This window comes from Mesorhizobium sp. CA6 (genome assembly GCF_020165035.1).
In the GTDB taxonomy this organism is placed as follows: domain Bacteria; phylum Pseudomonadota; class Alphaproteobacteria; order Rhizobiales; family Rhizobiaceae; genus Mesorhizobium.
On the sequence record NZ_JAIUHI010000034.1, the window covers coordinates 1 to 24452 of the forward strand.

The following is a 24452-nucleotide window of genomic DNA, read 5'->3' on the forward strand; positions in this document are numbered from 1 at the left end:
TGCCTACTGCCTACTGCCTACTGCCTACTGCCTACTGCCTACTGCCTACTGCCTACTGCCTACTGCCTACTGCCTACCTCACCACCTTCACCACCGTCCTGTCCGACAGCAACGGAAGCAGCCTCGCCATGGTCCGCGCCGTCACCGCCACGCAGCCTTGCGTCGGCGTGAAGCCCGGCCGGGCCAGATGGAAGAAGATCGCGCTGCCGCGCCCGCGCCGGCGCGGTGCGATGTTCCAGTCGAGCACCAGGCAGACATCGTAAAGCCGATCGTCGCGCTTCATCCGCTCATGGCTGGCGCCATAGGGGATCTTGACCGGGCGATTGTAGTTGCGGTCGTCCGGAACCTCGCACCAGCCGAGGTCCGGGCCGATCGGCGCCATCGGCAGCCTCGTCCTGCGTCCGCCCGCGAAATGATCGCCCCGGAAATAGCCTGACAGGATGCGCATCGACGCCAACGGCGTCGCGCCGTCCCCTTCATGCTTGTTGGCGGAGATGCCGCCGCGCCCCAAAGCGCAGGGAAACACCGTCTTGCCGGCTTGCAGGAAGCCTTGCGCGGGATTGCCGGGGCGCGCGCGCACCACCAAAACGTTCAAGCCCTTCGGCAAAAATGCGCCCGACGCATTGCGCGCACGTTTTTTCTTGTATGATTGGGTCACGGAACAAATCACTGTGATCGGCTGTTGCGCCGGTGAGCTTCCGCATAAATGGGGGGAGGTCAACTGAATATTCTTTTTAAAACAACGGATTGATCCATGACATCACGTACCATTCTGATCGTTGATGACGACGACGACTTGCGAGCCACCCTGGTTGAGCAGCTGGCGCTCTACGAAGAATTCGACGTCCAGCAAGAAGCGACCGCCGCAAAAGGCGTTGCCGCGGCGCGCAGCGGCGTCGTCGACCTGCTCATCATGGATGTCGGCCTGCCCGACATGGATGGCCGCGAGGCGGTGAAGATCCTGCGCAAGGGCGGCTACAAGGCGCCGATCATCATGCTGACCGGCCACGACACCGATTCCGACACGATCCTGGGTCTCGAGGCCGGCGCCAACGATTATGTGACCAAGCCCTTCCGCTTCGCCGTGCTGCTCGCGCGCATCCGCGCCCAGCTTCGCCAGCATGAGCAGAGCGAGGATGCCACCTTCTCCGTCGGCCCTTATACGTTCAAGCCCAGCCAGAAGCTGCTGATCGATCCGCGCGGCGCCAAGGTGCGGCTGACCGAGAAGGAAGCCTCGATCATCAAATACCTCTACCGCGCCGACCAGAAGGTGGTGACGCGCGACGTTCTTTTGGAAGAGGTCTGGGGCTACAATTCCGGCGTCACCACGCACACGCTGGAGACCCATGTCTACCGGTTGCGCCAGAAGATCGAGCGCGATCCTTCCAATGCCGAAATTCTTGTGACAGAAAGCGGCGGCTACAAGCTGGTTCCTTAAACATTTCATGATCAAGAGCAATTCCAGGAAAAGTGTGAAACGGTTGGGCTCGGCGGCTTCGCCGAGGACGACCGTCCGGAATTGCATCGAAACAAACATTTAGGGCGGTCGGGCGGGACCGCTTCGGGTACGATCCTGGTGCTGGAGGGTGATGGGGTCGGCTCGTTGCACGGATCGCATGATGCACGGTGGAGCGTTTCGCGAGCCCAGGAGGGCGCGCCGCTCCAAAGGAGGGACTGGACTGACCGCTCGGGGACACAGCTAGGATGGCGCTGGATGACGACATCCGCATTCTGTCAAGCGTGAAGCTTTTCCAGGGCTTCACGCAGGAACAGCTGCGCCTGCTCGCCTTCGGCGCCGAGACCACCGTGCTGCAGGCCGACCATAAGCTGTACCGCGAGGACGATGTCGCTGATTCTGCTTATATCGTGGTCAGCGGTTTGATCGCGCTCTATCGGGAGCTGGGCGGCGAACGCGTCCCGATCGGTACGGCAGGCCCAGGCACCATGCTGAGCGAACTGGCGCTGATCGCGGATACCAACCGGCTGACCAGCGCCTCGGCCGCGGTCGATTCGGAAGTGATCCGATTGAGCCGCAAGATGTTCCACCGAATCCTGGAAGAATATCCGGAGATCGCGGTGCTGTTGCATGAGCGCATCCTGGAGGAATTCCAGCAGATGATCGCCCGCATCGAGGAACTGGCGCCGCGGTTTACGGAGTAGGATGGCGCCGGCCAGAAAGCGCCTTCGTCATTCTAGGGCGGAGCAAGGAGCGAAGCGACGCGCGCAGACCCTAGAATCCATTCCGTGACGTTGACGCTTCGCCGCATTTGTAGAATGAGGTTTTCTGGGCGAAGCGGCCTGCCCAAGGCTTCTTTGTTCTGCATCGTTGCATCCTTCGGCACCGGTAACGGAATGGATCCTAGGGTCTGCGCGCCGCTACGCGGCGCTCCGCCCTAGGATGACGAACGCGAAGGTTTGCGTCTCTTAGCCGCCGACGTCCAACCTCAATCCAATTCAAACTTCGCAATCACCGGCACATGGTCGGACGGCTTCTCCCAGCCGCGCGCCGCCTTGAGAATCTCGTAGCCGGCAAAGCTCGACACCAGATTGGCGGATGACCAGATATGATCGAGACGGCGGCCGCGGTTCGAGGCTTCCCAGTCCTTCGCGCGATAGCTCCACCACGTGTAGAGTTTCTGCTCGGCCGGCACATTGAGCCGCATCAGGTCGACCCAGCCGCCGGCCGTGCGCATCGCCTCGAAATTTGTCGTCTCGACCGGCGTGTGGCTGACGACGTTGAGCAATTGCTTGTGCGACCAGACGTCGTGCTCCTGCGGTGCGATGTTCAGGTCGCCGACCAGGATCGAGGCGGACGATTCGTCCCCGCGCGCCGGTACGGAGTTCATCTCGTAGACGAAATCGAGCTTGTGCCTGAATTTGCGGTTGATCTCCGGATCCGGCTCGTCGCCGCCGGCGGGCACGTAGAAATTATGCACCAGCACCGACTTGCCGCCCGCCTGCACCCTGACCGACAGATGCCGGCTGTCATCGATCTCGCAGAACCGTCGCTTTTCGACCAGCTCGATCGGGCGGCGGGCGACGGTGGCGACGCCGTGATAGCCCTTCTGGCCGTGGAACAAGATGTGCTCGTAGCCCGCCTTGCGGAAGGCTTTTTCCGGGAACAGCTCATCGGGGACCTTGGTTTCCTGCAGGCAGAGCACGTCGGGCGCGTGCTCCTTCAGGAGCCGCTCGACGATCGGCATGCGCAAGCGCACGGAGTTGATGTTCCAGGTGGCGATGGTGAAGGGCATTCAGGCGGGTCCGGCAAGAGATCGCCGATCTAGTGCCAGCCGCGCGCGGTAAAGACAAGCCGGACTAGGCCCTTCGCCAGGTTGTAGGTTCGCTGAGATTCAGGTCAGGACGAGCCGAGAATGGTGGCTTCCGAGAACCGGAGCGGAGCGTACTTGAAGTACGTGAGCACCGGAAGCGCAGGAAGCCGCCATTCGCAGGCCGGCCTCACCTGAATATCGGCGGACCTACCTGGTCTTGGTATTGAGCTCTCTGTTCGCCGTATAGTCGATCGCGAAAGTGTCGGCCGGGAAGTTGCCGCCTTCCTTGACGTTGAAGATCATCACCGTCGTGTCTTTCCCTTGAGCGTCGGTGATCGTCCACTGGCGCAGCTCGTAGGTCTTCGGATCGAACATCATGGTGATCGTCGCATTGCCGAACACCGACTTGTCGGAAAGCTTGATGGTGGTGAGGTCGTCCTCTTCCTTGACGGCCTTGACGCGCCCGCCGGAGAGGTCGATCCGGTCGTCGAGCAGCAATTTCAGCGGCGTCTTCGACAGCGGGTAGAGGTCGGAGGTGTTGAGCTTCTTATTGAGGATCACCACCGACTTGCCGTCGGAGATGACGCGAAAGTTCGAGGAGCCGTCATAGTTGAAGCGGATCTTGCCCGGACGCTCCAGGAAGAACTTGCCGCCGGTCTGCTCGCCTTTCGGCCCGAACTGGACGAACTCGCCGCTCATCGACTTCACCGAGGAGAAATGGTCGGCGATCTTCTGCGCCGCCGGCGGCACAGCGGCCTGCGCGGCGGCCATGAGCTGATAGCCCGGCACGAGATTGAGAGCGGCGGCTCCGCCAAGCATCAGGCCGAGGCCAAGGACCTGGCGGCGGGTGAGGGCGAATTCGGTCTGGGTCTTCATGCCGGTCACTTTCTGTGATTCGTGTCGCCGCAGTTTCTGGACTCCCACTAGGGCCTAAGTTTGGCGGGTAGGCGAGAGCCCGCATTGAACGCGCCAGACGATTTCCGGTTGCCTGCTGACCCGGATCGGTGTCTCGCCGCGCCAGGGTTTGTCGAGATTCAGGTCAGGCCGAGTCGAAAATGGTGGTTTCCGAGAACCGGAGCGGAGCGTACTTTTCGTACGTGAGCACCGGAAGCGCAGGAAGCCGCCATTTGCAGGCCGGCCTCACCTGAATATCGATAAGCCCTAGAATTTGTCCTCTTCTGTCGGCACCAGGATCTCACGTTTGCCGGCGTGATTGGCCGGGCCGACAATGCCTTCCTTCTCCATCTTCTCGATGATCGAGGCGGCGCGGTTATAGCCGATGCCGAGCCGGCGCTGGATGTAGCTGGTCGAGGCCTTGCCGTCGCGCAGCACCACCGCCACCGCCTGATCGTAGGGATCGTCGGAATCCTCGAAATTGCCTCCGCCACCGCCGCCGGAACCGCCCTTGCCCGACGGGCCGTCCTCGTCGTCCTCCTCGTCGTCCTCGGTGATGGCGTCGAGATATTCCGGCACGCCCTGCAGCTTCAGATGCCCGACGACCTTCTCGACCTCGTCGTCCGAGACGAACGGGCCGTGGACGCGCTGGATGCGACCGCCGCCGGCCATGTAGAGCATGTCGCCCATGCCGAGCAGCTGCTCGGCGCCCTGCTCACCAAGAATGGTGCGGCTGTCGATCTTCGACGTCACCTGGAAGGAGATGCGGGTCGGGAAATTGGCCTTGATGGTGCCGGTGATGACGTCGACCGACGGGCGCTGCGTCGCCATGATGACATGGATGCCGGCGGCGCGCGCCATCTGCGCCAGGCGCTGCACCGCGCCTTCGATGTCCTTGCCGGCCACCATCATCAGGTCGGCCATCTCGTCGATGATGACCACGATATAGGGCATCGGCTCAAGATCGAGGTCCTCGGTCTCGTAGATCGCCTCGCCCGTCTGGCGGTCGAAGCCGGTCTGCACCGTGCGGGAGATCTTTTCGCCCTTCTTCTCCGCCTGCTGGACGCGCGCGTTGAAGCCGTCGATGTTGCGCACGCCCACCTTGGACATCTTGCGATAGCGGTCTTCCATCTCGCGCACCGTCCATTTCAGCGCGACGACCGCCTTCTTCGGATCGGTGACGACCGGCGTGAGCAAATGCGGAATGCCGTCATAGACCGACAATTCCAGCATCTTGGGGTCGATCATGATCAGCCGGCATTCCTGCGGCGTCAGCCGGTAAAGCAGCGACAGGATCATAGTATTGATGGCGACCGATTTGCCCGAGCCGGTGGTGCCGGCGACCAGGACGTGCGGCATCTTGGCGATGTCGACGATGACGGCCTCGCCGTTGATCGTCTTGCCGAGCGCCAGCGCCAGCTTGGCCTTGGTCGTCTCGAAATCGCGGCTGGCCATGATCTCTCTGAGATAGACCGTCTCGCGCTTGGCATTGGGCAGCTCGATACCGATGGCGTTGCGTCCCGGAACGACGGCGACGCGGCAGGCGATCGCGCTCATCGAGCGGGCGATGTCGTCGGAAAGGCCGATGACGCGCGAGGACTTGATGCCGGGCGCCGGCTCGAGCTCGTAAAGCGTGACGACCGGGCCGGGTCGCACATGGATGATCTCGCCCTTGACGCCGAAATCTTCCAGCACGCCTTCGAGCAGGCGCGCGTTCTGCTCCAGCGCGTCCTTCGACAGGCTTGGATCCTTGGCGATGTTCTTCGGCTCGGACAGGAAATGCAGCGACGGCATCTCGAACGTGTCGGAACCAATCAGCGAGGTCTGCGCCTCGCGCTGGACGCGGGCGCCCGGCACGGGTCGCGCCGTCGGCGCCGCGACGCGGGTCGCGGCATCGGAGCGGAAATTCTGCACTCTGGCGCCCGGCGCGGCGCGGCGCGGAGTGGGCGCCTCGTCGTCGAAATCGTCGAGGTCGGCGTCTTCGTCCGCCTCGTCGCCGAAAATGTCTTCATCGACCGGATCGACCGAAACGCTGCGGTCATTGACCATGGCGGCGAAGAATTCCGGCTCGACGCGGGCGCGGCCGCCGGGGCTCATGCGGGCCTCGGCGAACTCGGCCGATTCGACCCGCTCGGCCGCGCGCCGCCAGGCGCTTGCCTTGGGTTCCATCGGCGGTTCGAACTCGTCGCGCTCGCGCCTGCGCCGCTCGGCGCGGCGGTGCAGGAAGGCGCGGAACGACAGCCACCAATGGGTGATGGCGCCGAGCGCAAGTATCCCCTCGTCGCCCTCGTCCTCATCCTCGTCGAACAGCATCTCGTCCTGCTCGCGCGGATCGGGCCGGGCAGCGCGCTCCGTGACGGCAAAGCCGTTCTTGCGCGCGATCAGCGCCGAGCCATAGGCGAACAGCCACAACATCGGCGCGGCGAGGATGACCGCTATGATGCTGGCGAACAGGCCTTTCGGATAACCGCCGACCGCGATGCCCGGGATTTTCAGAACCATGTCGCCGAACACGCCGCCGAGGCCGGTGGGCAGCGGCCAGGTGTTTGGCGGCGTCACGCAGCCGGCGATGGCTGCGGCGGTGAGCGCAAAGCCGAACCATGCGAAGCCGCGCTTCGGCAATTTGTCGACGCCGCGCGCGGAAAACAGAAGGAAGCCCCAGATCACCGCCGGCACCAGCCCCGCGACGGCGGCAAGGCCGAAGAACTGCATGGCGAGGTCGGAGAACACCGCGCCTGCATAGCCCATGGCGTTGGTGACGACGTTGCTGGTGGCGTGCGAGAAGCTCGGATCGGCGACATTCCATGTGGCTAGAGCGGCAATGCCGAAGGCGGTGAACAGGAACAGCCCCGCGCCGACCAGCCGCCCGACCTGACGCCGCGCGAATGCCTGGATGCCGTGCCCTGTATCGGTCAGCGCGAGCGGTGCTGAAGCGCCTGAACGCATGCTCTTCCCCGTGATCGTTGCCTGGCCGGGCGCATGGCGCATTCCGGCAGATTCGAACGCCAGACTATCGGGGGGAAGGTTAAGGCCGCATTAACCATGGGCCTTTACCCGCATGGCGCGGAGACCATGGCGCGGAAACAAAGATGGCAGGCTCGCGGCCCGCCACCTCCCTGTCTTCAAACGCCGATAGGATCAGGCCCTTCCGGGACCTGACCTTCCACGATCACTTGTTGGCGCCGCCATAGGCCATGAGATTGGCGCAGAATTCGGCGTGAGGCTTGCTCATCGCCGCGTCCTGGCATTCCTTCATCATCATGTCCTGCTTGTCCTTCGGCATCGAAGCCCAGGCCGCCTTGAAGTCGGCTTCCGGCTTCATGGTCTTCATGCTGGAGTCGGTGAAGAACGGGGCCATGTTGGACGGCTCATCGAGAGCACCGGCGAGTGCAACGCCGCTGATCATCGAAAGAGCCATTGCTCCCAGGACGATGTTCTTGATGTTCATCAGGTGGTTTCCTTCCCTCTTGTTCTGGGGGACGCCTTGATGACGCCCGCTATCCCAGTACGGAATCTGACGGGCTGATGTTTCATGCCGGCGGATCAAGTGAATGTGATCGAAACGGCTTGGATGGCCGCCCGACAAAAAGGAGGCCCGGAAGGGTGTTCCGGGCCTCAAGGCGTGAGCGCTTTTCGAGAGCGTCACGACGGGATCTTGGGAGGAATTCCGGGCCGGCGGGAGGAGGATCCGCCGGCCCTTGGCGAAGTCTGCCTTACGGCACAACTTCGCCGTGCTGGGTGACGTCGAGGCCTTCGACCTCTTCCTGGGTCGACGGACGCAGGCCGACCAGAGCCTTGACGATGTAGAGGATTACGAAGGTGGCGATCGCCGTCCACAGGATGGTGAAGGCGATGCCGTAGAGCTGCTTGCCGACCGAGGCGTCCTTGCCGAGGGCGTTGATCGCCGGATCTGCCAGCGCGCCGGTGAGCAGCGCGCCGACGATGCCGCCGACGCCGTGGACGCCGAAAGCATCGAGCGAGTCGTCATAGCCGAAAGCATGCTTGAGCTTGACCGCAGACAGGTAGCAGACCACGCCGGCGATGATGCCGACGATGAAGGCGCCGGTCGGGTTGACGAAACCGGAAGCAGGCGTCACCGCGACGAGGCCGGCGACGGCGCCCGAGATGATGCCGAGCACCGAAGGCTTCTTGGCGACGATCCATTCGGCGAACATCCAGGCCAGCGCCGCGGCGGCGGTGGCGACCTGCGTGTTCATCATCGCCGCGCCCGCAAGGCCGTCGGCAGCCAGTTCCGAACCGGCGTTGAAGCCAAACCAGCCGACCCACAGCAGCGACGCGCCGATCACCGAATAAACGAGGTTGTGCGGCGCCATGTTGGTGGTGCCGTAGCCCTCGCGCTTGCCGAGCACCAGCGCGCAGACCAGGCCCGCGACACCAGCGTTGATATGGACGACCGTGCCGCCGGCGAAGTCGAGCACGCCGGCCGAACCGAGGAAGCCGCCGCCCCACACCCAATGCGCGATCGGCGCGTAGACGAAGACCAGCCACAGGCCCATGAAGATCAGCAGCGCCGAGAACTTCATGCGCTCGGCGAAGGCGCCGGCGATCAGCGCCGGCGTGATGATGGCGAAGGTCATCTGGAACATCGAGAAGACGAATTCAGGAATGTTCGCCACGCCCGGCGCCCACAGCGTCGAGACGGTGATGCCGTGATGGAAGAATTTCGAGAAGCCGCCGAGATAAGCGTTCGTGGCGCCGCCGTCGGAGAAGGCGAGCGAATAGCCGAACATGAACCACAGCACCGTCACCAGGCAGGTGATGGCGAAGCTCTGCATGATGGTGGCGAGCACGTTCTTCTTGCGCACCATGCCTCCGTAGAACAGCGCCAGGCCGGGAATCGTCATCATCAGCACCAGCGCCGTCGAAGTCAGCATCCAGGCGGTGTTGCCGGTGTCGAGCGCCGGCGCCGGCGCGGCGGGCGCCGCGGCAGTAGCTGCCGGGGCGGCCTCCTGCGCGATGGCGGCGACGGTGCTCATGGCCACAAGCGCGAGCGAAGCGGCCGCGCGTCCCGTCGTCTTCAAGGTGGAAGGAATATTCATTGAACTCTCCGTTGGTATGGATGGTCGCCGCTTAGAGCGCGTCGGTGTCTGTTTCGCCGGTGCGGATGCGTACCGCCTGGTCGATGCCGAAGACGAAGATCTTGCCGTCGCCGATCTGGCCGGTCTTGGCGGCCGCGGTGATGGCTTCGACGGCCTTGTCGACCATGTCGGCGCCGACCGCGACCTCGATCTTGATCTTGGGCAGGAAGCTGACCGCGTATTCCGCGCCGCGATAGATTTCGGTATGCCCCTTCTGACGCCCGTAGCCTTTGACCTCGGTGACGGTCAGGCCCTGGATGCCGACGGCGGTTAGCGCTTCGCGCACCTCGTCGAGCTTGAACGGCTTGATGATTGCCATCACGATTTTCATAAGGTTTCACCCTTTGCTGTTGCGGTCCCCCGCGTTTGCACACCTTCACCGATCCCGAGGAGCCGGAGAGTGCCCGACAGGATTCAAGCTCCGTGCCAATTGCCGAAGCAGGGTGTTAACCTGTTGTAAACAAAGAGAATGGGCAATCGGTGCACATCATTCGCGCACGGGCATGGCAGGATGCCTGCTTATAAAATAGGCAAAAAATCGAAAATGCACGTATTCCAGGCAGTAGCCTGAAGCCGGCTCAGCGTTTCAGCCGAATCAGGCCTTCCTGGGCGACCGAGGCGATCAGTGTCCCATCCCGCGCGAACAGCGAGCCGCGGGTGAAGCCGCGCGACCCTTGCGTCGACGGGCTGTCCTGATTGTAGAGGATCCAGTCGTCCAGCGAATGGCTGCGGTGGAACCACATGGCGTGGTCGAGGCTGGCGGCCTGGATGTCGCGGTCGAAGATGGCGCGGCCATGCGCGAAGGTAGAGGTGTCGAGCAGCGTCATGTCCGAAAGATAGGCAAGCACGGCCGCCTGAATGGCGCGGTCTTCCGGCACCGGGCCGGTGGTGCGGATCCAGATGTTCTGCTGCGGCTCCAGTTTCTCGCGGCTCGTGTAGTGCTTCAGCATCACCGGCTTCATCTCGATCGGCCGGTCGCGCTCCCAGTAGCGCCTAATGCCTTCCGGCACCGCCTCGCCGAACTTGCCGAGCAGCTCGCGTTGTGTGAGCAGGGTGTCGGGCGCCGGCACGTCGCGCGGCATCGGCAGCTGATGCTCGAGCCCGACCTCGTCCTGCTGGAAGGACGCCTCCAGCGAAAAGATCGCCTGCCCATGCTGGATCGCCACCACGCGGCGCGTGGTGAAGGAGCCGCCGTCGCGGATGCGGTCGACCTCGTAGACGATCGGCAGCTTGGTGTCGCCCGGCCGCATGAAATAGCCGTGCAGCGAATGCACGTGGCGTTCGGGTTCCACCGTGCGCTGCGCGGCGACCAGCGCCTGGGCGATGGTCTGGCCGCCGAAGACGCGCTGCCAGTCGACCTTGGGGCTGCGACCACGATACAGATTGTGTTCGAGCTGCTCGAGGTCGAGAATGTCGAGAAGCTCGTCCATGGCCGCGGTCATGTTTGAAATCCTTCAAGGATGTGCCATGGCCGGTTTCGGACAGGACGCGCAGGCAGTCAAGGCCGCAGACCGCAGCCGACCGAAGCCGCGAAAGGATGACGCCATGGTCGACCGCAAGCCGAATGCAGAAGGCACCAATGAGAAGCGCGAAGCGCCGCTCGACGTGCTCATCGCCGGCGCAGGCTATGTCGGCCTCACGGCGGCCGTGTCGCTGAAGCAGGCGCGCCCTAGCCTCGCCATAGCCATCGTCGATGCCGCCCCCGCCGGCGCCTGGCAGAAAGACGGCCGCGCCTCGGCCATCGCAGCAGCCGCCAGCCGCATGCTGGAACAGCTCGGCGTCTGGGAAGAGATCGCCCCGGAAGCGCAAGCGATCACCGAGATGATCATCACCGATTCGCGCGCCGCCGACCCGGTGCGTCCGGTGTTCTTGACCTTCGACGGCGAGGTGGCGCCCGGCGAGCCTTTCGCCCATATGGTCGCCAACCGCGACCTGAACGGCGCGCTGCGCCGCCGCGCCGAAAAGCTTGGCATCGACATCATCGAAGGCATGGCGGTCAGCGCCTTCGACACCAATGGCGCCGGCATCACCGTGCATCTGGCCGACGGTGCCGCACTGAAGGCGCGGCTGCTGGTCGCCGCCGATGGCGTCAATTCGAAATTACGCGACATGGCCGGCATCAAGACGGTCAAATGGGAATACGGTCAGTCCGGCATCGTCTGCACGGTTGCGCATGAGCGCCCGCACAACGGCCGCGCCGAGGAGCATTTCCTCCCTGCCGGCCCCTTCGCCACGCTGCCGCTGAAGCCGGACAAGGACGGCACCAACCGCTCGTCGATCGTCTGGGTGGAGCGCACGCAAGATGCCAAGGCGCTGGTCGAGGGCGACGAGTTCGTCTTCGAGCACGATCTGGAGCAGCGCTTCGGCCTGAAGCTTGGCGAAATAAGAGTTGCCGACAAGCCGCGCGCCTGGCCGCTCGGCCTGACGCTCGCCCGCGCCTTCGTTGCACCGCGCTTCGCGCTGGCCGGCGACGCCGCGCACGGCATCCACCCGATCGCCGGCCAGGGCCTCAATCTGGGCTTCAAGGATGTCGCCGCCCTGGCCGAAGTCGTGGTCGAGGCCGACCGGCTCGGCCAGGATATCGGCGCGCTCGACGTGCTCGAACGCTACCAGCAGTGGCGCCGCTTCGACACGCTGCAGATGGGCATCACCACCGACGTCTTGAACCGGCTCTTCTCCAACGACATCGGCCCGCTGCGCCAGGTCCGCGACATCGGGCTGGGGCTGGTGGAACGCATGCCGAGGCTGAAGGAGTTCTTCATCCGTCAGGCCTCGGGCCTCTCCGGCGACACGCCGAGGCTGCTGAAGGGCGAGGCGATCTGAACGCCTTACTGGCCGAAGCCTAGACGACGGTCGTCATCCACGGGCGGAGCGGGAGCGAAGCGGACGCGAAGACCCGAGGATCCATTCCGTGACTTTAATCACAGGTGCTGCGGAGCAGAATTCTGCACCGCTGCAACGCTTACAGCTCACGGAAGAGACGTTTCGGCCAATCACGAAGTCAGGCGATCTGATCGCCTTGTGGCGCCGTGGCAAATTCAGGTCAGGCCGAGTCGAAAATGGCGGCTTCCGAGAACCGGAGCGGAGCGTACTTGAAGTACGTGAGCACCGGAAGCGCAGGAAGCCACCATTTGCAGGCCGGCCTCACCTGAATTCTAGTTCACCTCGAAGCCCAGCTTCTGCCGCAACCTCAGCATCCGCTGGTCGGCGATCCTGAGGCTCTGCCCGCCGCCTTGCGCGACGCGGTTCAGCATCCTGAGCAGGTCGTCCCGCTCATGCGGATCGAGGCGCTCGCGCAGGAACGGCGCCAGCTTGTCGATGACGATCGTCGTGTCGTCGATCTGCGCGGCGGCCCATTTGGCGTAGACGACCGCCTCGTCGGTCTTCTTCTGGCTGTCCGCGATCTGCGCGATCACCTCGCGAATGACCGCCTCGCGCTGCGGCAGGACCGGACCGTGCTCCGCGACGATCGCGGTGATCAGCGTCGCCGCCGCCACCACCGGATCGTCGATCGCCGTCAGCGGTGAGAGCGCGGCCTGATTGCGCAATTTCTTGCGACGGATGTTGCCCTGGACGCGCCCGACGACATCGGCGACCTCGCGCGCGGCGTCGCTCATATATTTCAGCCGGTACCACCAGATGGCGGCCGCTCCGAGCAGGCCGAGGATGGCGATCAGGAAAGGCATGCCGAATTCCCCCGAAATCGCGGCGACGATAAAAGAAGCGCGGCACCGCTTCAACACGCAACGGTTGCGGCCGGTGAAGAAACCCTGAAGATGATTCCAGCAAGAGACAACTTCAACCGGCGTCGCGCCCATGCTGACCGGCGGCTATGACCCCGGGACGTCGTAGATCGCCCTGATCTCGACCGTACCGAGCTCCGCCAGCGGGATCTTGGCCGCGATGTCGAGCGCTTCGTCGAGATCGGCAGCCTCGACCATGACGAAGCCCAGCAATTGCTCCTTGGTCTCGGCGAAAGGGCCGTCGGTCACCAGCACCTTGCCCTTGCGCCGCCGGAGCGATTTCGACGTCTTCACCGACTGCAGCGCCTGCGCGATGACCAGCTTGCCTTGCCGGTCGAGCTCCCGATCATAGCCGAGCGAGTCGGCATCGAGCTTGGCCATGCGCTCTGGGGTCAGCGCGTAGAGGTCCTTTTCCTCGCCATAGACCAGCAGCACATATTTCATTTCGAGCTTCCTTTCGTCGATGAATTATAGGAGGCGACGGTGTCGGTTTTGCCTGCCGTCGCCGCATGGTCGAGCAGGCATGTCGCGATGCCGATGATGGCGATGGCGGCCGCCAGCCGGCCGAAGCCAAGCGCCGGCGGATCGAGCCAGAACTCTTCAAGTCGCCTCCCTTTTCGCTCGGGCTTTCCCCAGACCGCAAGAAACAGATTGTCCATCTTAACCTCCATCGGCCGGGAGTGGCCGCCCGCAGGACGGTCGGGCAGACGGGAAGTCGACATTTTTGCATGCTCTTTTTTTGAGAATTTTCGAAGCGCCTCGCGCAAGCACAATCATGCCGGGCCATGGATGGTCTTCCGCCGCGCCCGCGCTATAGTTCCTGAGAACGTCGGCGCCCGCCGGCGCAAACCCCGACAAGGCAGGAGGATTCCATGGACCGCACCGCAAACGCCGTCTGGAAAGGCAATCTGAAGGAAGGCAACGGCACGCTGGACACCCAGAGCGGCACCTTGAAGGGCACACCCTATTCGTTCAAGGCGCGTTTCGAGGACGAGAGCGGCAAATCCGGCACCAATCCGGAAGAGCTGATCGCCGCCGCGCATGCCGGCTGCTACGCCATGCAGCTGTCGCACTTCCTCGCCGAAAACGGCACGCCGGCCGCCGAGCTCGACGCCAAGGCGGTGGTGACGCTGGTGCCCGGCACCGGCATCACCGGCAGCGCCATCACCCTGGTCGGCAAGGTGCCGGGCATCGACGCGGCGAAGTTCAAGGAGCTGGCCGAGAAGGCCAAGGCCGAATGCCCGGTGTCGAAGGCGCTGGGGGCGATTAAGGTGTCGTTGGATGCCAGGCTGGGGTGAGAAACTTCTCCGCAAAGGCTGGCGATCCTTCGCCCCCCTCTCTGCCCTGCCGGGCATCTCCCCCTCAAGGGGGGAGATTGGCAGCTTCCGCGCCTTGCTCATCCGGCGCCGTCGGCGGTTGGCGAAAGCCGACGCGACATCTGATCTCCCCCCTTGAGGGGGAGATGTCCGGCAGGACAGAGAGGGGGGCCTCGCACCAACGTTTCTGGTGAGAGCCAGTCTAGCCCCCCAGCGCCTCGATCTTCGCCCGCAACACCGCGACCTCTTCCTCCAGCGCCTTGACCCGCGCCTCGAGGTCGGTGTCCGAAGATGTCGCCGCCGGCTGCCAGGGCGCCGCCGCCACCGCTGCCGCTTCCACCGGACCACTCAGCAGATGCACATAGCGCTCCTCGCGCTGGCCGGGCGCACGTTCGAGCAGCTCGATCAGCGGCGGCCGGCGGCCGATCATCAGGTCTAGATTACCGCGCAGCTCCTCGATCGAGGCAAAGCGCGCCATGCGTTCCGAACGGGCGAGCAATTCATGAGCCGTCTGCGCGCCGCGCAACAGCAGCAGCCCGATCACCGCGATCTGCGGCGTGGTCAGCGAAAAGCGCTGCGCCATCAGATGCTCGTAGCGCTCGACGCGCGAGGCAAAGGCCTGGCGCACGAGGCCTTTCTGCTCGAGCGTGCTCAAGGCCCGCCGGACCTCCGCCAGCTCCAGCGCCATCACCGGCTCGCGCGCCGTCTTCTGGTTGGCGGCTTGGTGCGCGCCGTTGAGCGTCAGCGGATAGACGTCCGGCGTCAGTTCCTTCTTCTCGATCAGCGAGCCCAGCACACGCGCTTCGACGGGTGAGAGGATGGGGAGATCGGTCATGGGTTGCCTATCCTTTCTGACGCTGGCGGGACAGCGCCCCCCTCTGTCCTGCCGGACATCTCCCCCACTTGGGGGGAGATTAGCAGCTTCGCCGACGGCGCCTTATCCTTCAACCTTGGAGATCGGCGAAAGCAGCGGTGACGGCCAATCTCCCCACCTGTGGGGGAGATGTCCGGCAGGACAGAGGGGGGCGCGAAGGATCGCTACCTGCGAGTAAGGCCGCGAGAACTAAACCCTTCTCTCCACCATCATCTTCTTGATCTCGGCGATCGCCTTGGCGGGATTGAGCCCCTTCGGGCAGGCCTGCGCGCAGTTCATGATGGTGTGGCAGCGATAGAGCCGGAACGGGTCTTCGAGATTGTCGAGCCGCTCGCCCGTCGCCTCGTCGCGGCTGTCGATCAGCCAGCGGTACGCCTGCAGCAGCGTGGCCGGGCCGAGATAACGGTCGCCGTTCCACCAATAGCTCGGGCAGGAGGTCGAGCAGCAGGCGCACAGGATGCATTCGTAGAGCCCGTCGAGCTTCTCGCGGTCCTCATGGCTCTGCAGCCATTCCTTGGCGGGCGTCGGCGAGACCGTCTTCAGCCACGGCTCGATCGAGGCGTGCTGGGCGTAGAAATTGGTGAGGTCCGGCACCAGGTCCTTGATCACCGGCATGTGCGGCAGCGGATAGATCTTCACCGCGCCGGAAATGTCCTCGACGCCCTTGGTGCAGGCCAGCGTGTTGGAGCCGTCGATGTTCATGGCGCAGGAGCCGCAAATGCCTTCGCGGCAGGAACGGCGCAGCGTCAGCGTCGGATCGATCTTGTTCTTGATCCACAACAGCGCGTCGAGAACCATCGGCCCGCAATCGTCCATGTCGACGAAATAGGTGTCCATGCGCGGATTCGCGTCATCGTCTGGCGACCAGCGGTAGATGCGGTATTCGCGCAGGTTGGTCGCGCCTTCCGGCTTCGGCCAGGTCTTGCCTTGCTGGACCTTCGAGTTCCTGGGAAGCGTGAGTTCGACCATTACCTGCGGTCCTTTCGGATGACGAGCTTCAGCCCGGACCAGATTTCGTTCACGGCGGCGACCTTGACGTCGACCAGGTCGCGCTTCAGCGCCTCCGACCGGATGACGTCCTCGGTGACGTCGGTCGGCACTTTCGATGCCTTCTTCGGCCAAGAGACCCAGACCATGCCGTCGCGCTTGATCGCCGTCTCGATGCCGGCCAGGCCGTCCTCGACCTCGGCGCGCTGCCGGGTGAAGGCGTGCACGGCATCGTATTTCCGGCTGCCCGAGATCGCCGACCACTCGGCGAGCCGGTCGACGCCGGCAAAGGACACTGCCTTGGTCAGTTCATCGAGTTCCGGCGGCAGCGCGATGAAAGCGGCGACCATGCCGTCCCTGAGGCCAAGCTTGGCCGGGAGCGGCGTGCCGGAATATCCCGTGGTCGCCTGCGCCATGGTCAATACACCCGCGCCTTCGGCGCGATCTTGGCCAGGCTGATGCCGCCGTCCTTCTCCGCCAGCAGCGGCTCGGTATGCACCGGCCTGTAGGTCAGCGTCACCTTGCCGTCCTCGCTCAGATGGGCCAGCGTATGCTTGCGCCAGTTGGCGTCGTCGCGCGCCGAGAAATCCTCGCGCGCATGCGCGCCGCGGCTCTCCTTGCGCGCCTCGGCGCCGTAGACCGTGGTGATGGCGTTAACCATCAGGTTTTCCAGCTCCAGCGTCTCGACGAGGTCGGAATTCCAGATCATCGAGCGGTCGGTGACCTTGATGTCCTTGAGCTCGCCCCAGAGTTCCGAAATGCGCCTGCAGCCGTTCTCCAGCGATTCCTGCGTGCGGAATACGGCGGCGTCTTCCTGCATGGCGCGCTGCATCTTCTCGCGCAGCACGGCCGTCGGCGTCGAGCCGTTGGCATGGCGCAGCCTGTCGAAGCGCTCCATGATCTTCTCGACCGAGGCCGCGTTGGGCGACGGGATCGCCGACTTGCGGTCGATCACATGGCCGGCGCGGATTGCCGCCGCGCGGCCGAACACGACGAGGTCGATCAGTGAGTTGGAGCCGAGCCGATTGGCGCCATGCACCGAGGCGCAGCCGGCCTCGCCCACCGCCATCAGGCCGGGCGACACGCGGTCCGGATTGTCGAAGGTCGGATTGAGCGCCTCGCCCCAGTAATTGGTCGGCACGCCGCCCATATTGTAGTGCACCGTCGGCAGCACCGGGATCGGCTCCTTGGTGAGGTCGACGCCGGCAAAGATCTTGGCCGACTCGGAAATACCCGGCAGCCGCTCGTGCAGCACCGCCGGGTCAAGATGGTCGAGATGCAGGAAGATGTGGTCCTTGTTCTTGCCGACGCCGCGGCCCTCGCGGATCTCCAGCGTCATGCAGCGCGAGACGACGTCGCGCGAGGCGAGGTCCTTGGCCGACGGCGCGTAGCGCTCCATGAAGCGCTCGCCCTCGGAATTGACGAGATAGCCGCCTTCGCCGCGCGCGCCCTCGGTGATCAGGCAGCCGGCGCCGTAGATGCCGGTCGGATGGAACTGCACGAACTCCATGTCCTGCAGCGGCAGCCCGGCCCTGGCCGCCATGCCGCCGCCGTCGCCGGTGCAGGTATGCGCCGAGGTGGCGGAGAAATACGCACGGCCATAGCCGCCGGTCGCCAGCACCACCATCTTGGCCGAGAAGCGGTGGATTGTGCCGTCGTCGAGGTTCCAAGCCATGACGCCGGTGCAGGTGCCGTCCGGCTCCATGATCAGGTCGAGCGCGAAATACTCGATGAAGAACTGCGCGTTGTTCTTCAGCGATTGGCCGTAGAGCGTGTGCAGGATGGCGTGGCCGGTGCGGTCGGCGGCCGCACAGGTGCGCTGCACCGGCGGACCGTCGCCATAGTTCATCATATGGCCGCCGAACGGCCGCTGGTAGATCTTGCCTTCCTCGGTGCGTGAGAACGGCACACCATAATGCTCGAGCTCGTAGACGGCGGCCGGCGCCTCGCGCACCATGTATTCCATGGCGTCGACATCGCCCAGCCAGTCCGAGCCCTTGACGGTGTCGTACATGTGCCATTGCCAGGAGTCCGGCCCCATGTTCGACAGCGAGGCGGCGATGCCGCCTTGCGCCGCGACGGTATGCGAGCGCGTCGGGAAAACCTTGGTGATGCAGGCGGTGCGCAGCCCCTGCTCGGCCATGCCGAGCGTGGCGCGCAGGCCGGCGCCGCCGGCGCCAACGATCACGACGTCGAACTTGTGGTCGACAAAAGTATAGGCGGAAGCCGTGCTGGCTGTATTTGCGTTGGCCAAGACGTCAGCCTCCGAATGCGAGTTTGAGCAGGGCAAACAGCGAAGCGACGCCGACTGCCACGCAGAAGAAGGTGTTGAGCGCGATCAGCGCCAGCTTCATGCCCTCGCCATGCACGTAATCCTCGATGATCACCTGCATGCCGATGCGCATGTGGTAAAGCGGCGAGATCAGCACCAGCCCGAGCATGACCACCACGAACGGGTTCGCAAGCGCCGCCCGCACATCCGTGTAGTCATGGCCGTTGACCGCGATGAGGAAGCCGACGAAGAACAGGATCAAAGGAATGTTGGCGATGGCGGTCAGCCGCTGCCGCCAGAAATGACCGGTGCCCTCGCGGGCCGAACCGAGGCCGCGGACCTTCGCCAGCGGCGTGCGCATGTCCGAATTGTTGGCGCTCATCAGAAAGCTCCCCGCGCCATATAGCCGGCGATCCAGATCAGCAGCGTCAGCACGATCGAGCCGGCGAGCGTCGCCCAAGCGATCCTGGACGCGGTGTGTTTTTCCAGTCCCGCGCCGGTGTCCCAGACGAGGTGGCGCAGCCCGCCCAGCATGTGGTGCATCAGCGCCCAGGTGTAGCCGAAGAGAACAAGTCGGCCGAGCCAGGAGCCGAAGGCCCAGTTGACCCAGTCGAATGCGGCCTGCGAGCTCGAAGCGGCAATCAGCCAGGCCGCCACCAGCAGCGTCCCGAAATAGAGCGCGCCGCCGGTGATGCGATGGATGATCGACATCGTCATCGTGATCGGCGGCCGGTAGATCGTCAGATGCGGCGAGAGCGGCCGTTCACGTCTGGCAACTGCGCGGGTGGCTGGTGATTTGCTCATGGCTCCCCCAGTTCGGCATCCTGAATGCCGAGATGGGAATGCGGCGTTTGCCGCCCCCATTTATGGCATCGGACAGCCGGTTTCTAATGCTCTTTTTGCACCGCGTCAAAGCCGGAAAATCGTTTTGGAAACATCATTTAGTGTGAGAAATTGGCCTTCACGCGCTTCAATCGATTAGCGGCTGTTCCGACGCCGGCGCAGCGTTCGTTGCAGTGCAACAAAGAGCGCTATCTCCGACAAGTCTGCGGCGTCGATCCTCTCTTCATCACCAGCGCTTCGCGTCCGTCGATCACGATTGCGTCATGCGTCGCCGCTTCCTGGTAACGGCTGCTCTGGTTGGTGGGTGAGGCCGCGAATTCCTCGGTCGAGCCGTCCGGGCGGACCAGGCGTAACGACGAGCCGAGATTCTGGATGGTGATCATGCCGCCATTGCCGCATCTATAGTTGGCCGTGCCGATGCCGGACCGCGGCACGGTAAGGTCTGTGACGATCTTGGTTGCGGGCGCGCGGGTTGCGGGGGTCTTGGTCGTTGCAGGTGCCGGCGCGGTTGTAGCTACCGGGGCTGTTGCAGGTATCGGGGGTGTTGCAGCTGCTGGCGGCACCACGGGTGCAGCGGACTGCGGGGCCGGAGCAGTCGAGCCAGCGGGTGGGGCGGCATTCGCCGCCTTCGGCGCGCCGTCCTGCGGCACGCAAGCCGCGGCCGCGAGAAGCAGCGGGATGGTGATCGACACCCGAACCGTGTGGCCAAAGCTCATGCGCTGCCCTTTCGTGTGCGGCACGCTACAGCAATTCCAGGAAAAGTGTGAACGGCTGGGTCGGGCGCCTTCGCGTATCCTTCCGTCCGGAATTGCGTCGAAACAAAGAGATAGGCGGTTGCCCTTTCCGTGAGACGGTGGACCGCTGTAGCCATGCGGCGCCGCAAGATCAAGTTGACCCTGGGTCAGCCGGCTATCCAGGACCGCGCCCGTCGCCTGATGGAGCTCGATCCTCGAAAATTAACCATGTTTCTTAAGAACCGGCGCCGAAAGCCTCCCGCCTCTTAACAAAGGTTAAGAAAGAGTTAATTTCCGAGGCGCGCGATCTGCGCGCCGACCAGGGAGAGCGACATGCGTTCGAATTCACTGCGGATAAGCCTCGCGGCCGCAACGCTGGCCGCGCTGGCGATCGCCGCGCCGGCCGAGGCTGGCTTGCGCCATCACGACCGCGTCTATGCCGATTCCTTCGGCAATCTCGTCATCGACAGCGCCGCCGGCTACAAGCGCATCATCGTCGGCGAAGGCAAGCTAGCGAAAGAACTTTCCCAATACACCGGCGGCCAGCCGGATGTGATCTATGACGATGCGGACGAGGCTGGCGCGCCCGGCTGCTACCAGCCGCCGGTGCTGGTCAAGGGCCGTTCCTATATGTACGGGCTTTCCGACGGCGAGATGCCCAATCTCAATCCTTGCCGCTGAAGGCCGTCGGCGTTCGGCTCCGCCACAGCCTGACACGCGCACGCAATCGCGGCCGGCAAGGCCCGGCCTGTCGTCATTCTAGGGCGAAGCAAGGAGCGGAGCGACGCGCGCAGACCCTAGAATCCATGCCGTTCCATTAAGGCGTTTCGGCGGTTACGGAATTTGCGCCGCAGCATTCTACGACGGAGGTAACGGCATGGATCCTCGGGTCAAGCCCGAGGATGACGAAATTGCAGGAGCTTCGGGCAATCGCGAACGTTGCGATCGCCTTCTGGACTAGCAGGGGGTTGCGCCGGGCCTGGATGTATCAGCCGACGGCGAGCGGCTCGGCAGCGAAGGCGGTTTCAGGTCTCTCATAGGAAAGCCGCACGCTGTCGCGGCCATTCTTCTTGGCTTTGTAGAGCGCCTCGTCGGCGCGCCGCATCAGCGGCATCAGCCCTTCCCTGCCGGAGCGGGCGGCGACGCCGAAGCTGGCGGTCACCCTGACGCCGGGCGGCAGGCCCTCGATCGCGCCGGCCGAATAGAAGGCGCGGATCGCTTCGGCGAAGAGCCTTGCCGCCCCCAGGTCGCTGAGCGGCAGAAGCACGGCGAACTCTTCGCCGCCGATGCGGCCGGCGGCCCCGCGCGCGCCGGTGGCGGAGCGCAGCTTGGCGGCGAAGTCGGCGATCACCCGGTCGCCTGCCTCATGGCCGTGCCGGTCGTTCAGCGCCTTGAAGTGATCGAGATCGGCAAGCACCAGCGCGACGGGAAATCCGGCCTTGCCGCACTCGTCGAGCAACAGGTTCGCCCGCTCCTCGAAGCCGCGGCGATTGAGGATGCCCGAGAGCGGGTCGGTATGGGTCTCGTCCTTCAGCGCCCTCATCACATCGAGCGCCGCCGCCGTGAACAGGCAAAGCGCGGTCAGCAGCGACAACAGCGCGTGCGAAAGCAGCGCGGTCGTCCAGTAGGACGATCCGTAGAAGCCGTCATAGCTGGGGAACGGCCCGTGCGCGATGACGACAACCAGCGTGCGGGCGATGAAGTTCAGCCCCGAAAGCAGCGACAGCACGAGCAGGATTTTCTCGGTTGGGCCGTTGTGGCGCACCGTTCTCAGCTCGGCGCCGACCAGCAGGCTGAGCGCGCCGAAGCCGAAATTCATCGCAAGCACGCGCCAGGTGAGGTCCGGCTGGACGAACATGAACCAGATGAAGGCGGCGAGCCCGCCGCCGGTCACGATGCCGATCCCGACATAGGGCACGCGCCGCCCGTAGCGCGCGATGATCGCGCTGGCGAGGCAGCAGGCCGCGATCGTGAAGCAGATGTTGGAAACGAGCTTGGTCAGCGCCACGCCGATCGGAAGCGTGAAATATTGCAGCAGGAAACCCGGCGCCGACAGGCAGTAGCTCGCGCCGAGCACAGCCAGATACGGTCGATGGCGCTGATAGGACCACAGCACGAGGAACGCAGCGCCAAGCGCCAGCGCTATCGTCGGATTGAGCAGCGCTATGAGCAGACCGGTGTCCAAAAGACTGCGACTTTTCCCAACTTACCCAACGGGAGATACTAGGACGCAAGCCCAAACAAGCGGTTAAGTCTCGATAGATACATCGCATGCCACGCGGAACCGGCCTGCCGGAGCGGCGTTGTCCGGCCAGACAGGAGACGCCAGACGGGAGACGATCGAGATGGCGGGCACGATCACTTTGACGAACCACGATGAAATCCGCTCCTGGGCGGCGGCGCGCGCCGGCTTCCCGGCCATCGTCGACGTCTCGCCCGAAGCCGGAACGCAGCCCATGCTGCGGCTGGTTTTTGGGCAGCAGGCCTATGAAGACACCGACCGCCCGGAGCGTCCGATCAACAGCGGCGGCTACGAACTCGTGGAGTGGGACGAGTGGTTCAGGATCTTTGACGAGCGGCAGCTGGCCTTGGTCGTCGCCGCCGACGAGCCCGGCCGGCGCGAGGAGTTTCACGAGATCATTCGCAGATAGATCGCTGAAAGCAAAAGGCCCGGACGTCGTGTCCGGGCCCTTGTTGAGAGACGCGGCCGGCTGTTACTTCCAGTCGCGGATGTCGACGAAGTGGCCGGCGATCGCCGCGGCCGCCGCCATGGCCGGCGACACCAGATGAGTGCGGCCCTTGAAGCCCTGCCGGCCCTCGAAATTACGGTTCGAGGTCGAGGCGCAGCGTTCATGCGGCTTCAGCCGGTCGTCGTTCATGGCCAGGCACATCGAGCAGCCCGGCTCGCGCCAGTCGAAGCCGGCGGCGACGAAGATCTTGTCGAGGCCCTCGGCCTCCGCCTGTTCCTTGACCAGGCCCGAACCCGGCACGATCATGGCATTGACGCGCGGATTGACCTTCTTGCCCTCGACCACCTTGGCTGCGGCGCGCAAGTCCTCGATGCGGCCATTGGTGCAGGAACCGATGAAGACGCGGTCGAGCTCGATGTCGGTGATCTTGGTTCCGGGCGTCAGCCCCATATAGTCGAGCGCGCGGATCTTCGAGCTGCGCTTGTTCTCGTCCGCGATCTCTTGCGGATCGGGCACGGTACCCTGCACCGAGACGACGTCCTCGGGCGAAGAACCCCAGGAGACGATCGGCGGCAGTTTCTGCGCGTCGAGCACCACGACCTTGTCGAAATGCGCGCCTTCGTCGGACTGCAGGGTCTTCCAATAGGCGAGCGCCGCATCCCAGGCGGCGCCCTTCGGGGCGCGCGGCTTGTCCTTGACATAGGCGAAGGTCGTCTCGTCCGGCGCGATCAGGCCGGCGCGGGCGCCGCCTTCGATCGACATGTTGCAGATCGTCATGCGGCCTTCCATCGACAGCGAGCGGATCGCTTCGCCGGCATATTCGATGACGTAGCCGGTGCCGCCGGCGGTGCCGATCTCGCCGATGATGGCGAGGATGATGTCCTTGGCGGTGACGCCTTCCGGCAGCTGGCCGTCGACGCGCACCAGCATGTTCTTGGCCTTGCGCTGGATCAGCGTTTGCGTCGCCAGCACATGCTCGACCTCGGACGTGCCGATGCCATGCGCAAGCGCGCCGAACGCGCCATGCGTGGAGGTATGGCTGTCGCCGCAGACGATGGTCATGCCGGGCAGCGTGAAGCCTTGCTCGGGCCCGATGATGTGGACGATGCCTTGGCGGACATCGTTCTCGGAATAATATTCGATGCCGAAATCCTTGGCGTTCTTGGCCAGCGCCTCGACCTGGATGCGGCTTTCCTCGTTCTTGATGCCGAACTTGCGCTCGGGCGAGGTCGGCACGTTATGGTCGACCACGGCCAGCGTCTTTTCCGGATGCCGGACTTTTCTGCCGCTCATGCGCAGGCCTTCGAAGGCCTGCGGGCTGGTGACCTCGTGCACGAGGTGGCGGTCGATATAGAGCAGGCAGGTGCCGTCGTCCTGGCGGTCGACCGTGTGGTCGTCGAAGATCTTGTCGTAGAGGGTGCGCGGTGCGCTCATGTGCGTAAATCCGTCGATATGATAATGGGAAAGGGACGCCGGCAATCCGGCGCGACGACTGCGATCGGTCGGTTCAGCGAAGTCGGCTGGTGAGAGCGCCGCAGACGCGCGCGGAGAAACGCGACGGCAGGCGCTTTCTGTCCTGCAGCACGAAACCCTTATAGGCCGGATCGCTGAAAAGCTTTTCCATGGCGCGGTAGATAGCAATGTTTTGCCTTTTCGGCAATTAGCGGCCGGAACCTGGTTCCTCGCCCCACGAAGTGGGGAGAGGTGGCCCGGCGAAGCCGGGACGGAGAG

Annotated in this window: 26 protein-coding genes; 6 read left to right on the forward strand and 20 right to left on the reverse strand. The window is 64.3% G+C overall.

Annotation, left to right across the window (positions count from 1 at the left end):
- Positions 1–73: 73 nt before the first annotated feature.
- On the reverse strand, positions 74–670 hold the full coding sequence (locus LB526_RS29185; protein ID WP_224630615.1) for a L,D-transpeptidase: 597 nt from the start codon (positions 668–670) through the stop codon (positions 74–76).
- Positions 671–754: 84 nt separating this feature from the next.
- Between LB526_RS29185 and LB526_RS29190 the strand changes: the two genes are divergently transcribed.
- Together LB526_RS29190 and LB526_RS29195 are read left to right on the forward strand one after the other, a co-directional pair.
- The gene (locus tag LB526_RS29190) at positions 755–1438 is read left to right on the forward strand and encodes a response regulator transcription factor (protein WP_095769573.1); all 684 of its coding nucleotides are present in this window, start codon (positions 755–757) and stop codon (positions 1436–1438) included.
- A 266-nt stretch (positions 1439–1704) separates the two neighbouring features.
- On the forward strand, positions 1705–2160 hold the full coding sequence (locus LB526_RS29195) for a Crp/Fnr family transcriptional regulator (protein ID WP_140846384.1): 456 nt from the start codon (positions 1705–1707) through the stop codon (positions 2158–2160).
- A 284-nt stretch (positions 2161–2444) separates the two neighbouring features.
- Here the strand turns inward: LB526_RS29195 and xth are convergent, their stop codons facing one another.
- From xth to tesB, 7 genes are all read right to left on the reverse strand, one after another.
- Positions 2445–3251, reverse strand: a complete 807-nt coding sequence (gene xth / locus LB526_RS29200) for an exodeoxyribonuclease III (RefSeq protein WP_224630616.1) — start codon at positions 3249–3251, stop codon at positions 2445–2447.
- Between the two features lie 225 nt (positions 3252–3476).
- Positions 3477–4145, reverse strand: a complete 669-nt coding sequence (locus tag LB526_RS29205; protein ID WP_140846382.1) for an outer-membrane lipoprotein carrier protein LolA — start codon at positions 4143–4145, stop codon at positions 3477–3479.
- Positions 4146–4430: 285 nt separating this feature from the next.
- Entirely contained in the window at positions 4431–7109 is a 2679-nt protein-coding gene (locus LB526_RS29210; RefSeq protein ID WP_224630617.1) for a DNA translocase FtsK, read from the reverse strand.
- Between the two features lie 223 nt (positions 7110–7332).
- Complete coding sequence (locus LB526_RS29215; protein WP_140698272.1) at positions 7333–7611, reverse strand: hypothetical protein; 279 nt, start codon at positions 7609–7611, stop codon at positions 7333–7335.
- Positions 7612–7876: 265 nt separating this feature from the next.
- Positions 7877–9160: an ammonium transporter gene (locus LB526_RS29220; protein WP_318013295.1), complete on the reverse strand. Its 1284-nt coding sequence runs from the start codon at positions 9158–9160 to the stop codon at positions 7877–7879.
- Positions 9161–9254: 94 nt separating this feature from the next.
- Positions 9255–9593: a P-II family nitrogen regulator gene (locus LB526_RS29225; RefSeq protein ID WP_006327120.1), complete on the reverse strand. Its 339-nt coding sequence runs from the start codon at positions 9591–9593 to the stop codon at positions 9255–9257.
- 247 nt (positions 9594–9840) lie between these two features.
- Positions 9841–10704 (reverse strand): acyl-CoA thioesterase II, encoded by an 864-nt coding sequence (gene tesB / locus LB526_RS29230; protein WP_095769566.1) that lies wholly within the window; start codon positions 10702–10704, stop codon positions 9841–9843.
- 103 nt (positions 10705–10807) lie between these two features.
- Between tesB and LB526_RS29235 the strand changes: the two genes are divergently transcribed.
- A complete protein-coding gene (locus LB526_RS29235) occupies positions 10808–12085 on the forward strand; it encodes a ubiquinone biosynthesis hydroxylase (protein WP_224630625.1) in 1278 nt (425 codons plus the stop codon).
- A 332-nt stretch (positions 12086–12417) separates the two neighbouring features.
- Here LB526_RS29235 and LB526_RS29240 read toward each other — a convergent pair whose 3' ends face one another.
- The 3 genes from LB526_RS29240 to LB526_RS29250 form a co-directional block, all read right to left on the reverse strand.
- Positions 12418–12948, reverse strand: coding sequence for a hypothetical protein (locus tag LB526_RS29240; RefSeq protein ID WP_140700723.1), 531 nt, complete (start codon positions 12946–12948; stop codon positions 12418–12420).
- Between the two features lie 144 nt (positions 12949–13092).
- Positions 13093–13449 carry a YciI family protein gene (locus LB526_RS29245; protein WP_224630618.1) on the reverse strand — a complete coding sequence of 119 codons (357 nt, stop codon included), beginning with the start codon at positions 13447–13449 and terminating at the stop codon, positions 13093–13095.
- Positions 13446–13772 carry a hypothetical protein gene (locus tag LB526_RS29250; protein WP_224630619.1) on the reverse strand — a complete coding sequence of 109 codons (327 nt, stop codon included), beginning with the start codon at positions 13770–13772 and terminating at the stop codon, positions 13446–13448. Before LB526_RS29250 ends, LB526_RS29245 begins: the two co-directional genes overlap by 4 nt.
- A gap of 105 nt (positions 13773–13877) precedes the next feature.
- On the opposite strand from LB526_RS29250, the gene LB526_RS29255 reads away from it, so the two are divergent.
- Entirely contained in the window at positions 13878–14303 is a 426-nt protein-coding gene (locus LB526_RS29255) for an OsmC family protein (RefSeq protein ID WP_124998336.1), read from the forward strand.
- Positions 14304–14523: 220 nt separating this feature from the next.
- Here the strand turns inward: LB526_RS29255 and LB526_RS29260 are convergent, their stop codons facing one another.
- The 7 genes from LB526_RS29260 to LB526_RS29290 all read right to left on the reverse strand — a co-directional run bounded on the left by LB526_RS29260 (position 14524) and on the right by LB526_RS29290 (position 20013).
- Positions 14524–15156, reverse strand: a complete 633-nt coding sequence (locus tag LB526_RS29260; RefSeq protein WP_224630620.1) for a YceH family protein — start codon at positions 15154–15156, stop codon at positions 14524–14526.
- A 228-nt stretch (positions 15157–15384) separates the two neighbouring features.
- A complete protein-coding gene (locus tag LB526_RS29265; protein ID WP_140634833.1) occupies positions 15385–16164 on the reverse strand; it encodes a succinate dehydrogenase iron-sulfur subunit in 780 nt (259 codons plus the stop codon).
- A complete protein-coding gene (locus tag LB526_RS29270; protein WP_224630621.1) occupies positions 16164–16598 on the reverse strand; it encodes a DUF3052 domain-containing protein in 435 nt (144 codons plus the stop codon). Before LB526_RS29270 ends, LB526_RS29265 begins: the two co-directional genes overlap by 1 nt.
- Positions 16599–16600: 2 nt before the next feature.
- Positions 16601–18436 carry a succinate dehydrogenase flavoprotein subunit gene (sdhA, locus tag LB526_RS29275; RefSeq protein WP_224630622.1) on the reverse strand — a complete coding sequence of 612 codons (1836 nt, stop codon included), beginning with the start codon at positions 18434–18436 and terminating at the stop codon, positions 16601–16603.
- Positions 18437–18440: 4 nt separating this feature from the next.
- The gene (gene sdhD / locus LB526_RS29280; protein WP_224630623.1) at positions 18441–18836 is read right to left on the reverse strand and encodes a succinate dehydrogenase, hydrophobic membrane anchor protein; all 396 of its coding nucleotides are present in this window, start codon (positions 18834–18836) and stop codon (positions 18441–18443) included.
- Entirely contained in the window at positions 18836–19258 is a 423-nt protein-coding gene (gene sdhC, locus LB526_RS29285; protein WP_140646042.1) for a succinate dehydrogenase, cytochrome b556 subunit, read from the reverse strand. The genes sdhD and sdhC overlap by 1 nt, the downstream gene beginning before the upstream one ends.
- Before the next feature lie 227 nt (positions 19259–19485).
- Positions 19486–20013, reverse strand: coding sequence for a hypothetical protein (locus LB526_RS29290; protein WP_095769556.1), 528 nt, complete (start codon positions 20011–20013; stop codon positions 19486–19488).
- A gap of 351 nt (positions 20014–20364) precedes the next feature.
- Here LB526_RS29290 and LB526_RS29295 point away from each other — a divergent pair, with 351 nt between their 5' ends.
- A complete protein-coding gene (locus tag LB526_RS29295) occupies positions 20365–20712 on the forward strand; it encodes a hypothetical protein (protein ID WP_224532141.1) in 348 nt (115 codons plus the stop codon).
- Positions 20713–21019: 307 nt separating this feature from the next.
- On the opposite strand, the gene LB526_RS29300 is transcribed toward LB526_RS29295, so the two are convergent.
- Positions 21020–22216, reverse strand: coding sequence for a sensor domain-containing diguanylate cyclase (locus LB526_RS29300; protein ID WP_224532140.1), 1197 nt, complete (start codon positions 22214–22216; stop codon positions 21020–21022).
- A 160-nt stretch (positions 22217–22376) separates the two neighbouring features.
- On the opposite strand from LB526_RS29300, the gene LB526_RS29305 reads away from it, so the two are divergent.
- On the forward strand, positions 22377–22682 hold the full coding sequence (locus LB526_RS29305) for a hypothetical protein (protein ID WP_095769553.1): 306 nt from the start codon (positions 22377–22379) through the stop codon (positions 22680–22682).
- A 63-nt stretch (positions 22683–22745) separates the two neighbouring features.
- On the opposite strand, the gene leuC is transcribed toward LB526_RS29305, so the two are convergent.
- On the reverse strand, positions 22746–24155 hold the full coding sequence (gene leuC / locus LB526_RS29310) for a 3-isopropylmalate dehydratase large subunit (protein ID WP_224532139.1): 1410 nt from the start codon (positions 24153–24155) through the stop codon (positions 22746–22748).
- Positions 24156–24452: the final 297 nt, after the last annotated feature.

Excerpts from the sequence above, each read along its gene's own strand:
- LB526_RS29190 (WP_095769573.1), top strand. The coding sequence starts at position 755 with ATGACATCACGTACCATTCTGATCGTTGATGACGACGACGACTTGCGA.
- LB526_RS29195 (WP_140846384.1), top strand. The coding sequence starts at position 1,705 with ATGGCGCTGGATGACGACATCCGCATTCTGTCAAGCGTGAAGCTTTTC.
- xth (WP_224630616.1), bottom strand. The coding sequence starts at position 3,251 with ATGCCCTTCACCATCGCCACCTGGAACATCAACTCCGTGCGCTTGCGC.
- LB526_RS29205 (WP_140846382.1), bottom strand. The coding sequence starts at position 4,145 with ATGAAGACCCAGACCGAATTCGCCCTCACCCGCCGCCAGGTCCTTGGC.
- LB526_RS29210 (WP_224630617.1), bottom strand. The coding sequence starts at position 7,109 with ATGCGTTCAGGCGCTTCAGCACCGCTCGCGCTGACCGATACAGGGCAC.
- LB526_RS29215 (WP_140698272.1), bottom strand. The coding sequence starts at position 7,611 with ATGAACATCAAGAACATCGTCCTGGGAGCAATGGCTCTTTCGATGATC.
- LB526_RS29220 (WP_318013295.1), bottom strand. The coding sequence starts at position 9,160 with ATGAGCACCGTCGCCGCCATCGCGCAGGAGGCCGCCCCGGCAGCTACT.
- LB526_RS29225 (WP_006327120.1), bottom strand. The coding sequence starts at position 9,593 with ATGAAAATCGTGATGGCAATCATCAAGCCGTTCAAGCTCGACGAGGTG.
- tesB (WP_095769566.1), bottom strand. The coding sequence starts at position 10,704 with ATGACCGCGGCCATGGACGAGCTTCTCGACATTCTCGACCTCGAGCAG.
- LB526_RS29235 (WP_224630625.1), top strand. The coding sequence starts at position 10,808 with ATGGTCGACCGCAAGCCGAATGCAGAAGGCACCAATGAGAAGCGCGAA.
- LB526_RS29240 (WP_140700723.1), bottom strand. The coding sequence starts at position 12,948 with ATGCCTTTCCTGATCGCCATCCTCGGCCTGCTCGGAGCGGCCGCCATC.
- LB526_RS29245 (WP_224630618.1), bottom strand. The coding sequence starts at position 13,449 with ATGAAATATGTGCTGCTGGTCTATGGCGAGGAAAAGGACCTCTACGCG.
- LB526_RS29255 (WP_124998336.1), top strand. The coding sequence starts at position 13,878 with ATGGACCGCACCGCAAACGCCGTCTGGAAAGGCAATCTGAAGGAAGGC.
- LB526_RS29260 (WP_224630620.1), bottom strand. The coding sequence starts at position 15,156 with ATGACCGATCTCCCCATCCTCTCACCCGTCGAAGCGCGTGTGCTGGGC.
- LB526_RS29265 (WP_140634833.1), bottom strand. The coding sequence starts at position 16,164 with ATGGTCGAACTCACGCTTCCCAGGAACTCGAAGGTCCAGCAAGGCAAG.
- LB526_RS29270 (WP_224630621.1), bottom strand. The coding sequence starts at position 16,598 with ATGGCGCAGGCGACCACGGGATATTCCGGCACGCCGCTCCCGGCCAAG.
- sdhD (WP_224630623.1), bottom strand. The coding sequence starts at position 18,836 with ATGAGCGCCAACAATTCGGACATGCGCACGCCGCTGGCGAAGGTCCGC.
- sdhC (WP_140646042.1), bottom strand. The coding sequence starts at position 19,258 with ATGAGCAAATCACCAGCCACCCGCGCAGTTGCCAGACGTGAACGGCCG.
- LB526_RS29290 (WP_095769556.1), bottom strand. The coding sequence starts at position 20,013 with ATGAGCTTTGGCCACACGGTTCGGGTGTCGATCACCATCCCGCTGCTT.
- LB526_RS29295 (WP_224532141.1), top strand. The coding sequence starts at position 20,365 with ATGCGTTCGAATTCACTGCGGATAAGCCTCGCGGCCGCAACGCTGGCC.
- LB526_RS29305 (WP_095769553.1), top strand. The coding sequence starts at position 22,377 with ATGGCGGGCACGATCACTTTGACGAACCACGATGAAATCCGCTCCTGG.
- leuC (WP_224532139.1), bottom strand. The coding sequence starts at position 24,155 with ATGAGCGCACCGCGCACCCTCTACGACAAGATCTTCGACGACCACACG.